Source organism: Piscinibacter lacus (assembly GCF_016735685.1).
Classification (GTDB): domain Bacteria; phylum Pseudomonadota; class Gammaproteobacteria; order Burkholderiales; family Burkholderiaceae_C; genus Aquariibacter; species Aquariibacter lacus.
The window spans coordinates 373489-386667 of the sequence record NZ_JAERRA010000002.1 but is presented as its reverse complement, the minus strand read 5'-3'; the positions used below and the strand labels follow the sequence as shown (position 1 = coordinate 386667).

Sequence of the window (13179 nt, the reverse complement as noted above, 5' to 3'; positions counted from 1 at the left end):
GCGTCGGGCCGGCGGGTGGATCGGGGAAGGGGTTCAGGCGGCGGCCGAAGCCACGGCCCGGCGCTGGGCGCGGAAGTGCCGCCAGGCGAGGAAGGCGCCCAGGGCCTGCGCGAGCGCGCAGAAGAAGAAGGGCAGGCCGATGCGCCAGTCGCCTAGCGGCAGGTGCGAGACCAGGCCCAGCAGGCTGGCGCCGATCATCGGCGCGATGACGGCCATCAGGCTTTGCAGTGAGGCGACGGCGCCCAGGGTCTGGCCCTGGCTGCGCGCGTCGGCGGCATTGGAGACGATGCTTTGCAGCGCCGCCGTGGCAGTGAAGCCCAGCACGTTGAAGCCGATGACGGCGTACATCATCCAGTCCTCGGTGGCCGCGCCCCACAGGGCATAGGCGCAGGCCGAGGAGACCAGACCCAGCACCGCCAGCCGCGGAGCGGCCCAGCGCTTGAGCAGCGGCCGCATCAGGCCGCCCTGCACCAGGGTGGCCATCAGGCCGACGGCGAACAGCGACCAGCCGTTCTCCTTGGGGCCCCAGCCGAACTTGAACTGCGTGTACAGCACCCAGGTGCTGTGCATGGTGAACTGCACCAGGCTGGCCAGGGCCAGGGTGGCGACCAGCGGGCCCACGCCCTCCAGCGCGCCCAGGCGCCGCAACGAGGCCACCGGGTTGGCGCGCGACCAAGCGAAGGCCTGGCGGCGCTCCGCCGGCAGCGATTCGGGCAGCACGAAGAGGCCGTAGAGGCTGTTGGCCACGGCCAGGCCGCCGGCCACCCAGAAGGGCAAGTGCAGATCGATGTCGCCGAGCAGGCCGCCCATCACCGGGCCCAGCACGAAGCCGAGTCCGAACATGGCGCCCAGCAGGCCGAAGCGCTTGGCCTTTTCCTCGGGCGTGGAGATATCGGCCACATAGGCCTGGGCGACGGCGGCATTGGCCTGCATGGCGCCGCTGACCAGGCGCACGACGAGCAGCACCGCCAGCGAAGGCGCCAGCGCGCTGCCGAAGAAGCTGATGGCCAGGCCGGCAAAGCCCAGCAACATCACCGGCCGGCGGCCGAAGCGGTCCGACAGCGCGCCCAGCACCGGCGCGCCGAAGAAGTTGGCCAGGCCGAAGGCCAGGCTGATCGCGCCGAACCAGAAGGCCTGGTCGGCCTGGCTGCCGGTGTAGAGCCCCACCAGCGGCGGCAGCACCGGCACGATCAGGCCGATCGACACCATGTCGATCAGCACCGCGATCAGGATGAAAGGCATGGCCGCGCGGCGCGGCGCGGCGGAGGGGCTTGCGCTCAAGGGACGAGGCTCGGAAGGGGCGGACGAGGGGGCCTTGAAACGACGCCGCCCGGCCGGGGCCGGGCGGGTTGCGAGGGCGGCAGGTGCCGGCTCACTCCATGCGGTAGTTGGGCGCTTCCTTGGTGATCTGCACATCGTGGACATGGCTCTCGCGCATGCCCGCCGAGGTGATCTCGACGAAGGCGGCTTCCTCGCGCATGGCTTCGATGCTGGCGCAGCCGCAGTAGCCCAGCGAGGCGCGCAGGCCGCCGGCCATCTGGTGGACGATGCCCAGCATCGAGCCCTTGTAGGGCACGCGGCCTTCGATGCCCTCGGGCACCAGCTTGTCCGCATTCGGGTTGCTGTTGCCGTCGGTTTCCTGGAAGTAGCGGTCGGCCGAACCGGCCTTCATCGCGCCGATGGAGCCCATGCCGCGGTAGCTCTTGTAGCTGCGGCCCTGGAACAGCACGATCTCGCCCGGCGCCTCTTCGGTGCCGGCGAACATGCCGCCCATCATCACGCTGTGCGCGCCGGCGGCGATGGCCTTGGCGATGTCGCCCGAGTAGCGGATGCCGCCGTCGGCAATCAGCGGCACGCCCGAGCCCTTGAGCGCGGTGGCCACGTTGTCGATGGCGGTGATCTGCGGCACGCCGACGCCCGCGACGATGCGGGTGGTGCAGATCGAGCCCGGGCCGATGCCGACCTTCACGCCGTCCGCACCCACCTCCACCAGGGCCAGCGCCGCGGCGCCGGTGGCGATGTTGCCGCCGATCACATCGACCTGCGGATAGGTCTGCTTGACCCAGCGCACGCGGTCGATCACGCCCTTGCTGTGGCCGTGTGCGGTGTCCACCACGATGGCATCGACGCCGGCCTTGACGAGCAGCTCGACGCGCTCCTCGGTGCCTTCGCCCACGCCGACGGCGGCGCCCACGCGCAGCTTGCCCTGCGCATCGCGCGCGGCATTCGGGAAGCTGGTCTGCTTGGTGATGTCCTTCACCGTGAACAGGCCGCGCAGCTCGGAGGCCTCGTTCAGCACCAGCACGCGCTCCAGCTTGTGCTGGTGCATCAGGGCCTTGGCCTCGGCCAGCGAGGCGCCTTCCTTGACGGTGATCAGGCGCTCGCGGGGGGTCATGATCTCGCGCACCGGGGCATCGAGGCGGGTCTCGAAGCGCAGGTCGCGGCCGGTGACGATGCCGACCACCCGGCCGTTCTCGACGATGGGGAAGCCCGAGATGCCGTGCTGGCGCGAAAGCTCGATCACATCCCGCACGCGCACGCCGGGGGCGATGGTGATGGGGTCGCGCAGCAGGCCGGATTCATAGCGCTTGACGCGCAGCACCTCGGCCGCCTGTTGCTTGGGGCTGAGGTTCTTGTGGACGATGCCGATGCCGCCTTCCTGCGCGATCGCGATCGCGAGGCGGGCTTCGGTCACCGTGTCCATGGCCGCCGAGACCAGCGGCAGGTTCAGCGCGATGTTGCGGGTCAGCTTGGTCGCGAGCGAGGCATCGCGCGGCAGGACCTGGGAGAAGGCGGGCACCAGCAACACATCGTCGAAGGTGAGCGCTTTGCCGAGTAGGCGCATGGGGAAACTCCGGACCCAAAAAAAGATTATAGAAAGTCCGGCTGCGGCCCCGGGCGGGTCGCGGGCTCAGCCGCGGCGGCGCTTGCCCTGGGCGCGGAAGCGCTGGCGGCGGGCTTCCTTGGGGTCGACGCGCAGCGGGCGGTAAAGCTCCAGCCGGTCGCCGGCCTGCAGGGCCTGGTCCAGCCCGCAGGCCTTGCCCCAGATGCCCAGGGCCGAGGGGTCGCCGGGCAGCTCGGCCGCCAGCGGCCGGGCGGCCTGTAGGGCCTGCCGCACCGTGCTGCCGGGCGGCAGGCGCAGGGGCAGGCGCTGCACTTCGCCGGCCCGGGGGCTCCAGACCAGCTCGATCGCCAGGGCCTCGGCCTCAGCGGGGGCCATGGACCTGCTCGGCCCGCTGCACGAAGGCTTCGACGAAGGTCGCGGCGATGCGGTCGAAGACCGGGCTGACGACCAGTTCCAGCGCCTTGCTGCTGAAGGCATAGCGCAGCTCGAACTCGATGCGGCAGGCGCTCGGCGGCGGCGCGATCGCATGGTCATCGGCCGAGGCCGGCGTGCCCAGGGGCGTGAAATCCCAGCGGCCTTCAAGCACCGAGAAAGGCCCGTCGACCAGGGCCATGGTCAGGCTGCGGTCGGCCTCATGGGTGTTGCGGGTGCTGAAGGCATGCCGCACGCCGTGGTAGTTGAGGTGCAGGCGCGCGGTCACGCCGTCCTCGTGGCGGCTCAGGGTCTCGGCGCGCTCGCACCAGGGCAGAAAGCGCGGATAGGCCTCGACGTCGGTGACCAGCGCGTACATCTCGTGCGCCGAGTACCAAAGCAGGACGGACTTGCGGACATGCTTCATAGAATGGCCGATTCTAGGGAGCCCCTTGCCGGGCCCGTCACGATGGCCGCTGCAAGCAACAAGATCGCCGAGAACAAGAAAGCCCGCTTCAACTACCTGATCGAGGAGTCTCACGAGACCGGGGTGGTGCTGGAGGGCTGGGAGGTCAAGGCCATCCGCGCCGGCCAGGTGCAGCTCACCGATGGCTATGTGGTGATCAAGGACGGCGAGCTCTTCCTGATCGGCTGCCGCATCAATCCGCTGCGCACGGCCTCCACCCATGTGCATCCGCAGGCCGACCGCACCAAGAAGCTGCTGATGCACAAGGACGAGATCCGCCGCCTGATCGGCAAGGTCGAGCAGAAGGGCTTCACCCTCGTCCCGCTGGAGCTGTACTACAAGGCCGGCCGCGTGAAGTGCGCCGTGGCCCTGGCCAAGGGCAAGGCCCAGCACGACAAGCGCGAGACCGAGAAGACCCGCGACTGGGAGCGCGAAAAGGGCCGCCTGATGCGGACCAAGGTCTCGTCGAACGGCAGCGCGTCCAAAGACTGAGGCCGGCTCCCGGCGCTGCCGGGCGGAGGGTGCCGGCGGTGAGGGCAGCCAGCTGTCCCGCCCTCAGGCCGCCCGCGTCGCGGCCAGGTGGCGGCCGATCCAGCGCAGGCCCGGCTGCTCGACCTGGCGGTGGAAGCGCGGCGCCAGCGCCAGGCTCAACCCCCATGCAGCCAGCAGGCCCAGGGCATGCAGCCCGGCGGACTGCGCCGGCACCCAGCGCGCGAAGGCCGCGCCGACCAGCATCAGCACCGGGTAGTGGACGAGGAAGAGCGCATAGCTGGCGCCCGACTGCGCGGCCAGCCAGCGGCGCAGTCGGGCGCCCAGCCGGCCGCACTCCGCCAAGCCGGCCCCTGCGCGCTGCCGCCCCCGGTCCAGCCCCAAGCGCAGCACCGGCGCCAGCACCAGCAGCAGGGCCACGGCCGCGGCCAGGGCCAGGCGGCTGCGGAAGTCCAGCCACAGCGCCAGGGCCACGCCGCCGGCCAGCAGGCCCAGGCCAAGCTGGCGCCGCCACGAACCGCGCAGCCCCGGCCCCCACCAGGCCGCCAGCACGCCCAGGCCGTAGGCGCCGAGGAAGTAGGGCGCGGCCACGTCCCAGTCGCTGTCGCGGTTGAAGACCAGCAGCGAGGCCAGGGTGCCGGCCGCCATCAGCAGCGGCGCGGTGGCCGGCCGCCAGGCCGCGGCCGGCGCGCGCGCGGCCCAGGCGGCATCCAGCTTCGCGCCCAGGCCCAGGGCGGCGAGCAGCAGGGCGTAGAGCTGCACGTCGATGGCCACGTACCAGACGCCGGCCGAGAGCGCCTCCACGCCCAGCAGGTCTTGCAGCAGCAGCAGGTGGACGAGGATCTCGCCCAGCTCGGCGGCATCGGGCACATGGTCCAGATCGGCCAGACGCCGCGCCAGGGCCGCGCAGACCAGGGCCAGCATCAGGGTCACGGCCAGTGGCCAGCCCAGCCGCAGGTAGCGCAGCAGCAGGCGCCGCGGCAGCGAGGGCCCGCCCGCCGCCAGCCGGCCGCCCGGCGCCAGGCCCCGGGCCGCCAGCGCGCCGCCGACGACGAGGAAGACCTGCACCGCCTGACGGGCAGGGTCGCCCAGCCAGGCCAGCAGGGCCGGCGCCAGCACGGCGGCATGCTCGGACATCGGCCCGTAGAAGGCCAGGTGATGCAGCACGATGAGCTGGGCCGCGCCCACCTTCAGCGCGTCGATCAGGGGCTGGCGGGCGGCGGCTTCGGCGGGCGCGGGCCTCACCGCGCGGCCTGGGCCAGGGCCTGGTCGACGTCGGCGATCAGGTCCGCCACGTCTTCCAGGCCGATGCACAGCCGCACCAGCGGGCCGCGGTAGGGCGAGCCGGCCGGGCGGATCTGCGCCGGCTCGTAGGGCACGGCCAGGCTGAGCGGCCCGCCCCAGGAATAGCCGATGCGGAAGTGGCGCAGCGCCTCGACGAAGCGCTCGGCACGGCGCGGGCCCTCGGCCGCCTCGGGCGCGAATTCCAGCGTCAGCAGGCCGGCCGCCGCGCGGCACAGCGCGGCCCAGTGGGCATGGCCGGGGCTGTCCGGCCGGGCCGGGTGCAGCACGCGGCGGATCAGGCTGCCGGGCCGGGCAGCCTGCGCCGCGCAGTGCGCGGCCAGGGCGCGGGCAGTGGCGTCCTGGGCGGCATAGCGCAGCGGCAGGCTGGGCAGGCCGCGCAGCACGGCCTCGACATCGTTGGCGCCCACGCCCAGGCCCAGTCGCCCGTGGGCCGCGGCCAGGCGCGCATGCAGCTCGGCATCGCGGCAGGCGATGGAGCCCATCAACAGATCGCCGCCGCCGGCCGGGTATTTGGTGAGGGCGTGCACGGTGAGGTCCGCGCTCAGGCCCTCGCCCAGGTCAAAGGCATCGAAGGCCAGGCCGGCGCCCCAGGTGTTGTCCAGCGCGATCACGGCCTGCGGCGCCAGGCGCCGCGCCGTGGCCAGCAGGCCGCGCAGGTCCGGGAACTCCAGCGTCACCGAGCCGGCCGCCTCCAGCCAGATCAGCCGGGTCGAAGGCCCCAGCAGGCGGCCGAAGGCCTCGGCATCGAGCGGGTCGTACGTGAGGGTGGTGATGCCCCAGCGCTTGAGCTCATGCTCGGCCAGGTTGCGGCTGGGCGCATACACGTTGTCCGGCAGCAGCAGGGTGTCGCCAGGGCCGAGCAGGGCCTGATCGACCAGGGCGATGGCGGCCAGGCCGCTGGGCGCCAGCAGCACATGGGACGCGCCCTCCAGCGTGGCCAGCCGCGCTTCCAGGGTGAAGCTGGTCGGCGTGCCGTGCAGGCCGTAGGTGTAGCCGGACTTGTCGGCCCAGCGGGTCGAGCGCATCGCCGCCACGCTGTCGAAGAAGACGGTGGAGGCCTTGGCCACCGGCACGGCCGGCGATTCGAAGCCGGCCGGCGCGCGGTAGGGGTGGTGGATCAGGCGGGTGGCCGGGCCGGGCGCCGTGGGGTCGGCCGCGGGGTCGGCCGGAGCATTGGCCGGCTGATCCGGCGGCAGGGTGTCAGCCATGGCAGGCGCGGTTCAGACGATCTCGCCGACCAGGTCGTGCCCGCGGGTGGACACGATGCGCGCCTTCACGAAGTCGCCGACCTTGTAGCTCTTGCTGGCCTTGGCCGGCGGCAGCAGGTGGACCACGCCGTCGATCTCCGGCGCATCGGCATACGTGCGGCCCAGGCCGCCCTGCTTGCCCAGGGCCTTGGCCTGGTCGACCAGCACCTGCATGGTGGCGCCCACCCGGGCTTGCAGCTTCGCGGCCGAGACGGCTTCGGCCACGGCCATGAAGCGGGCGCGGCGCTCCTCGCGCAGGGCATCCGGCAGGGCGCCGGGCAGGGCATTGGCCGCGGCGCCGGTGACGGGCGAGTAGGCGAAGCAGCCGGCGCGGTCGATCTGCGCGTCCTGCAGGAAGTCCAGCAGGTGCTGGAACTCGGCCTCGGTCTCGCCGGGGAAGCCGGCGATGAAGGTCGAGCGCACGATGAGCTGCGGGCAGGCCTCGCGCCAGGCCTGCAAGCGCTCCAGGTTGCGCTCGCCGCTGGCCGGGCGCTTCATGCGCTTGAGCACGTCCGGGTGGCTGTGCTGGAAGGGCACGTCCAGATAGGGCAGCACGCGGCCGCCGGCCATCAGCGGCAGCACGCCGTCGACATGCGGATAGGGATAGACATAGTGCAGCCGCACCCAGGCGCCATAGGGCTCGGCCAGCAGGCCGAGCTGCTCGACCAGGTCGTGCAGCCGCGTCTTGACCGGCTTGCCATCCCAGAAGCCGGTGCGGTACTGGGTGTCGACGCCGTAGGCCGAGGTGTCCTGGCTGACGACCAGCAGCTCCTTCACGCCGCCCTCGAACAGGGCGCGGGCCTCGTTCAGCACATCGCCGATCGGGCGGCTGACCAGGTCGCCGCGCATGCTGGGGATGATGCAGAAGGTGCAGCGGTGGTTGCAGCCTTCGCTGATCTTCAGGTAGGCGTAGTGCCGGGGGGTCAGCTTGATGCCCTGCGGGGGCACCAGGTCCATGAAGGGATCGTGCGGCTTGGGCAGGTGGGCGTGGACGGCGTCCAGCACCTCGTCGGTGGCATGCGGGCCGGTGACGGCCAGCACCTTGGGGTGGACCTGCTGAACCAGGTTGCCGCCGTCCGCGCCGGCCTTGGCGCCGAGGCAGCCGGTGACCACCACCTTGCCGTTCTCGGCCAGGGCCTCGCCGATGGCGTCCAGGCTTTCCTGCACGGCCGCGTCGATGAAGCCGCAGGTGTTGACGATGACCAGGTCGGCGCCCGCATAGCTTTTGCTGGTGCGGTAGCCCTCGGCCGAGAGCCGGGTCAGGATCAGCTCGGCATCGGTCAGTGCCTTGGGGCAGCCGAGGCTGACGAAGCCGATGGTCGGCGTCGGGCCGGCCACGGGGGCCGGGGTGGGGGCGAGGGGGGCGTCGGCATCAGGCATCGGGGGATTTTGGCCGAGGCGGGCCCATGGCCGCCGTGCACGGTCCGCGGCCTGCGGCTGGGCTGGCCTCCGGGTTCGTCCTGAGGCCCGGCGGGAAGGCCTCCCACGCAGGGGCAGGGTAGATTGCGCCCCGCCCGGCCGCGCTGGCGGCCGGCCGGCCTTCCCCACCCAGAACTTCCCACGAGACCCCGATGAAACTCACCCGTGCCGCGATGCTGCTGACGATGCTGGCCCTGCCCTGGCTGGTCCAGGCGGCGGTCGACGAAACCATCCGCTACAAGGACTCGATCGAGATCAATGCCCCGATCGAGGCGGTCTGGAGCCGCGCCGGCAACTTCGGCGACCTGGGCTGGCATCCGGCCGTGGGCAAGACCGAGATCACCGCCGGCAGCAACAACCAGGTCGGCGCCGCGCGCCGCATCACCCTGAAGGACGGCGGCACGATCGACGAGATCCTGACCGAGTACGACGCCGCGGCCTTCAGCCTGCGCTACAAGATCACCGAGAGCGTGCTGCCCGTGCGCGACTACGCGGCCACGCTGAGCCTGAAGGCCGTCGACGGCAAGACCGTCGTCACCTGGCGCAGCACCTTCAAGCGCAAGGACCCGGGCAAGACCCCGGCCGCCGGCCAGGACGATGACAGCGCCAAGGCCGCCATCGCCGGCGTCTTCAAGGCCGGTCTCGAAAACCTCAAGAAGCTGAGCGAGCGCTGATCCGGCCGGCGCCCGGCGCCTTCAGCGCCCGCTGCCGCCGGGCGCGCCGGGGAAGCGACCACCGAACAGGGTTTCGGTCTGCTTCTGCATCTGTTCCTGCATCTGCTGGAACAGGGTCTTGGACGAGTCCAGGTAGGGGCCCATCAGGTTCTGCATCAGCGGGTTCTGCAGGTTCATGAAGGGCGCCCAGGCCTCGGCACCGGGCGGCGGGCCGCCGGCGCGAAGCTGATCGGCAAAGCGGTTCTGCAACTCGACGAAGGACTGCATGGTCTGTTCGAGGTAGTTGCCCATCAGGCCCTGCATGGTGTGGCCGTAGTAGCGGATCACCTGGGCCAGCATCTGCTCGCTGAACATGGGCAGGCCGCCCGATTCCTCTTCCAGGATGATCTGCAGCAGGATGCTGCGGGTCAGGTCCTCGCCGGTCTTGGCGTCGCGCACGATGAAGCGCTCATGGTCGAGCACCATCTGCTTCACATCGGCCAGGGTGATGTAGCCGCTGATCCGGGTGTCGTAGAGCCGGCGGTTGGGGTATTTCTTGAGCACCCGCAGGTCGCCTGCGGCGGCCTCGGCGCCGGGGGCTTCGGCCTCGGGCGGCAGGCTGTCCTCGCCGGCCTCTTCGTCGGGACGTGCGGTGCTGCGGGCTTTGCGCGTGGTCGCCATGGGGCTCTCCTCGGGGTGGCGGCCGATTATGGGATGGGCCGGGGCGGCGCCCGCGGCCTGCGCCGGCTCATTCGTGACGCAGGGCCTCGATCGGCAGCAGGGCCGCCGCCCGCCGCGCCGGGTAGTAGCCGAAGAACATGCCGACCGCCGCCGAGAAGCCGACGGCCAGCAGCACCGGCCCGCCGCCCAGCACGATGGGCCAGTCGGCCAGTTGTCCGATCAGCGCGCTGGCCCCGGCGCCGATCAGGATGCCGGCCGCGCCGCCGGCCAGGCTGAGCACCACCGCCTCGATCAGGAACTGCGCCAGGATGTCGCGGCTGCGCGCGCCCACGGCCATGCGCAGGCCGATCTCGCGGGTGCGCTCGGTCACGCTCACCAGCATGATGTTCATGATGCCGATGCCGCCCACCAGCAGGCTCACGCCGGCCACCGCGGCCAGCATCAGCGTCATCACCCGGCCCGAGGCCTGCTCGGCCTCCAGCACCTCGCTGAGGTTGCGCAGCACGAAGCTGTCGGGCTCGCCGGCTTGCAGCTTGTAGCGCTGGCGCAGCAGGCTGGCGATTTCCTGCTGCACGCTGTCGAAGCTCCAGCCTTCCTCGACCTTGACGCTGATCACGTAGACACGCTTCTGCGGCCCGGCCAGCCAGCGGTGGATGCGGTTGCGGAAGGTGGAGATCGGCAGCAGCACGGTGTCGTCCTGGTCCTCGCCGCTGGCGTTCTGGCCCTTGCGGTCGAGCACGCCGATGATGCGCATCGGCACCTGGTTCACGCGCAGGCTGCGGCCGATGGGCGATTCCTCGCCGAACAGCTCGCGCGCCACCGTGCGGCCGAGGATCGCGACCTTGGCCGAGCCGTTCATCTCGCCGACGTCGAACATGCGGCCCTCGGCCAGCGGCCAGTCGCGTGCCTCCAGGTGGCCGAATCCGATGCCATGCGCCCGCGTCGCCCAGTTGGCATTGCCGGCCACCACCTGCACATTGCCCGAGACCGAGGGGCTGGCCACGGCCACGCCCTGCACCTCGCGGGCGATGGCGCGGGCATCGTCCTCGGTCAGCCGCGGGCTGGTGGCCGCGCCGCCGCGCACGCCGCCGGTGTTGAGCGCGCCCGGCACGATCAGCAGCAGGTTGGCGCCGACCGAGCGGATGTGCTCGGCCACCCGCGCCTGCGCGCCGCCGCCGATCGCCACCAGGGTGATGACGGCGGCCACGCCGATCACGATGCCCAGCATGGTCAGCGCGCTGCGAAGCCAGTTGGCCTGCAGCGCGCGCCAGGCGGCGCGGAAGGCGGCCCACAGGCTCATGCCTTGAGCCCCGCGGAAGCCGCTGCGGCCTGCGCGCCGGCCGCCGGGTCGTGCGGCGGCAGGGCGCGGTCCTCGACCAGCCGGCCATCGCGCACGACGAGCATGCGCCGCGCCCAGGCGGCGATGTCGGTCTCATGCGTGACCAGCACCAGGGTGATGCCCTCGGCATTGAGCCGGGCGAGCAGGCGCATGACCTCTTCGGAGGTTGCGCTGTCGAGCGCGCCGGTCGGCTCGTCGGCCAGCAGCAGGCTGGGGCGGTTGACCAGGGCGCGAGCGATCGCCACCCGCTGCTGCTGGCCGCCCGAGAGCTGGGCCGGCGTGTGATCGGCGCGCGCGCCGAGGCCGACCATCTCCAGGCAGGCTCGCGCCCGCTCGCGCCGCGCGGCCGGCGCGACGCCGGCATAGACCAGCGGCAGCTCGACGTTCTCCAGCGCCGTGGTGCGCGGCAGCAAGTTGAACTGCTGGAAGACAAAGCCGATGCGGCGGTTGCGCAGCGTGGCCAGGGCTTCGCCGGACAGGTGCTCGACCGCCTCGCCGTCCAAGCGGTAGTGGCCGCTGCTGGGCTGGTCGAGCGCGCCGATCAGGTTCATCAGCGTGCTCTTGCCCGAGCCCGAGCTGCCCATGATCGCGACGAATTCGCCGGCCTCGATGTCGAGGTTCACCTCGCGCAGGGCATGCACGGTCTGCTCGGCGCTGCCGCCGGGCGGGCGGTAGACCTTGCCGATGCCGCGCAGCTCGATCAGGGCCATGGCCGGGCTCAGAAGCGCACCCGCGGCGCGCCGGCCGGCTGGGGCGCCTGCGCGGCCTGGCCGCCGAAGAGCTGGTTGAGCAGGCCGGGCGCGTTCTCCGGCGCGGGCGGCGAGGCCACCAGCACGGCATCGCCTTCCTGCAGCGGCGCCGGGGCGCCGGGCGGGGCCGGCTCGATGGGCAGCACCTCGGTGCTGCTGCCGTCGCTCAGGCCCAGGCGCACGCGCACTTCCTGCGGCGTGCCGTCGGGCAGCAGGCGCCAGACGCGGCCGCGGTTCAGGCTGCCGCGGCTCGGCTCGGCCGGTGGGCGCTCGGCACGGCCGGGCCGGGCCGGGGCCGAGGCGCCGGCCGAGGAGGCGACAGGCGGCAGCAGCGCCTTGGGCACCTTCACCCGCAGCGCGGCATTGGGCACTTTCAGCGCGGCATCGCGGCGGTCGGTGGCGATGCGCACATTGGCCGTCATGCCGGGCAGCAAGCGGCCGTCGGGATTGGCAAAGCGCACCACCGCCGTGTAGGTGATGACGTTCTGCACGTTGTTGGCCGATTTGCGCACCTGGGCCACCTCGCCCAGATGGGTCTGGTCGGGGTAGGTGTCGACGGTGAAGCTGGCCGCCTGGCCGGGCTGCACGCGGCCGATGTCGGCCTCGTCGACCGAGACCTCGACCTGCATGTCGCGCAGGTTGCGGGCGATGATGAACAGCTCGGGCGCTTGCAGGCTGGCGGCCACCGTCTGGCCGACGCTGACGCTGCGCTTGATGACCACGCCATTGACGGGCGAGCGGATCACCGTGCGGCCCAGGTCGACCTCGGCCGAGGCCACCACCGATTCGCGCTGGCGGATCGCAGCCCGCGCGCTGTCGGCCTGGGCGCGGGCGACGCCGGTCTGCGCCTCGGCGGCGCGGGCGGCCTCGGCCAGGGTGGCGGCCAGGTTGGCGGCGGTGTCGAATTCGGCCGGCGAGATGAAGCCCTGGTCGAGCAGGCCGCGGCGGCGGGCCAGGTCGCGCTCAGCGTTCTGCGCTTCCAGCCGGGCGCGGGCGGCATTGGCCTCGGCGGCAGCCACGCCGGCCAGGGCGGTGCCGGCCTGGGCCTTGGCGGCTTCCAGGTCGGCACGGGCCTGCTGCACCCGCAGCTCGAAGGTCTTGGGGTCGATGCGGGCGATGACCTCGCCCTCGCGCACCTCGGTGTTGAAGTCGGCCCGCACCTCGGCGAGCTGGCCGGACACCTGGCTGCCGACGTTCACCGACAACACCGGATTAACGGTGCCGGTGGCCGAGACCACCGCTTCCAGGGGGCCGCGCTCGACGGCTGCCGTGCGCCAGTCCGTCACCGGGCCGGCGGGGCCGGGCCAGGCCCACCATGCGGCAAGCCCCAGGGCGACCAGCAGCAACAGGCCTCCCAACTTCGCGGTCCAGCTCCTCATGCACGGCCTTTCATGGTCGGTCCATTCTAGGAAGCCCCTGCAAGCCCCCCCGCCGGCTTGACCCTGCGCGGCCCTGGGCCGCAAGCATGACGGTTTGACCCCGGCCGGCGCGCAGGGCACCATACTGACCAAATAGTCAGTAAATCGTCAGCCGGTGGTCGCCTTGTGCCGCCACATCTTGAGACTGTCCCGTCCC

At 72.1% G+C, this 13179-nt stretch carries 13 protein-coding genes; 2 read left to right on the top strand and 11 right to left on the bottom strand.

Annotated features, from left to right (window positions below; genetic code table 11):
• Nucleotides 1-33: 33 nt before the first annotated feature.
• The 4 genes from JI742_RS12055 to JI742_RS12040 form a co-directional block, all read right to left on the bottom strand.
• Nucleotides 34-1281, bottom strand: coding sequence for an MFS transporter (locus tag JI742_RS12055; RefSeq protein ID WP_350309676.1), 1248 nt, complete (start codon nucleotides 1279-1281; stop codon nucleotides 34-36).
• 91 nt (nucleotides 1282-1372) lie between these two features.
• Complete coding sequence (gene guaB, locus JI742_RS12050) at nucleotides 1373-2845, bottom strand: IMP dehydrogenase (protein ID WP_201827202.1); 1473 nt, start codon at nucleotides 2843-2845, stop codon at nucleotides 1373-1375.
• 66 nt (nucleotides 2846-2911) lie between these two features.
• The gene (locus tag JI742_RS12045) at nucleotides 2912-3220 is read right to left on the bottom strand and encodes an RnfH family protein (RefSeq protein ID WP_201827200.1); all 309 of its coding nucleotides are present in this window, start codon (nucleotides 3218-3220) and stop codon (nucleotides 2912-2914) included.
• Nucleotides 3207-3683 (bottom strand): type II toxin-antitoxin system RatA family toxin, encoded by a 477-nt coding sequence (locus tag JI742_RS12040; protein WP_201827198.1) that lies wholly within the window; start codon nucleotides 3681-3683, stop codon nucleotides 3207-3209. Before JI742_RS12040 ends, JI742_RS12045 begins: the two co-directional genes overlap by 14 nt.
• A gap of 42 nt (nucleotides 3684-3725) precedes the next feature.
• Here JI742_RS12040 and smpB point away from each other — a divergent pair, with 42 nt between their 5' ends.
• Nucleotides 3726-4214, top strand: a complete 489-nt coding sequence (gene smpB, locus JI742_RS12035) for an SsrA-binding protein SmpB (protein ID WP_236677019.1) — start codon at nucleotides 3726-3728, stop codon at nucleotides 4212-4214.
• A gap of 63 nt (nucleotides 4215-4277) precedes the next feature.
• On the opposite strand, the gene JI742_RS12030 is transcribed toward smpB, so the two are convergent.
• Genes JI742_RS12030 through rimO form a run of 3 tightly spaced genes read right to left on the bottom strand, consistent with a single transcriptional unit; the run spans nucleotide 4278 to nucleotide 8143 of the window.
• The gene (locus JI742_RS12030) at nucleotides 4278-5456 is read right to left on the bottom strand and encodes an acyltransferase family protein (protein WP_201827194.1); all 1179 of its coding nucleotides are present in this window, start codon (nucleotides 5454-5456) and stop codon (nucleotides 4278-4280) included.
• Nucleotides 5453-6724 carry a PLP-dependent transferase gene (locus JI742_RS12025; RefSeq protein WP_201827192.1) on the bottom strand — a complete coding sequence of 424 codons (1272 nt, stop codon included), beginning with the start codon at nucleotides 6722-6724 and terminating at the stop codon, nucleotides 5453-5455. Before JI742_RS12025 ends, JI742_RS12030 begins: the two co-directional genes overlap by 4 nt.
• A gap of 12 nt (nucleotides 6725-6736) precedes the next feature.
• Nucleotides 6737-8143 (bottom strand): 30S ribosomal protein S12 methylthiotransferase RimO, encoded by a 1407-nt coding sequence (rimO, locus tag JI742_RS12020; RefSeq protein WP_201827190.1) that lies wholly within the window; start codon nucleotides 8141-8143, stop codon nucleotides 6737-6739.
• Nucleotides 8144-8334: 191 nt separating this feature from the next.
• Between rimO and JI742_RS12015 the strand changes: the two genes are divergently transcribed.
• A complete protein-coding gene (locus tag JI742_RS12015; protein ID WP_201827188.1) occupies nucleotides 8335-8856 on the top strand; it encodes an SRPBCC family protein in 522 nt (173 codons plus the stop codon).
• Nucleotides 8857-8877: 21 nt separating this feature from the next.
• Here JI742_RS12015 and phaR read toward each other — a convergent pair whose 3' ends face one another.
• From phaR to JI742_RS11995, 4 genes are all read right to left on the bottom strand, one after another.
• On the bottom strand, nucleotides 8878-9516 hold the full coding sequence (phaR, locus tag JI742_RS12010) for a polyhydroxyalkanoate synthesis repressor PhaR (RefSeq protein WP_201827186.1): 639 nt from the start codon (nucleotides 9514-9516) through the stop codon (nucleotides 8878-8880).
• Between the two features lie 67 nt (nucleotides 9517-9583).
• Nucleotides 9584-10816: an ABC transporter permease gene (locus JI742_RS12005; protein WP_201827183.1), complete on the bottom strand. Its 1233-nt coding sequence runs from the start codon at nucleotides 10814-10816 to the stop codon at nucleotides 9584-9586.
• On the bottom strand, nucleotides 10813-11565 hold the full coding sequence (locus JI742_RS12000; protein WP_201827181.1) for an ABC transporter ATP-binding protein: 753 nt from the start codon (nucleotides 11563-11565) through the stop codon (nucleotides 10813-10815). Before JI742_RS12000 ends, JI742_RS12005 begins: the two co-directional genes overlap by 4 nt.
• A gap of 8 nt (nucleotides 11566-11573) precedes the next feature.
• Nucleotides 11574-12983 (bottom strand): efflux RND transporter periplasmic adaptor subunit, encoded by a 1410-nt coding sequence (locus JI742_RS11995; protein ID WP_201827179.1) that lies wholly within the window; start codon nucleotides 12981-12983, stop codon nucleotides 11574-11576.
• Nucleotides 12984-13179: the final 196 nt, after the last annotated feature.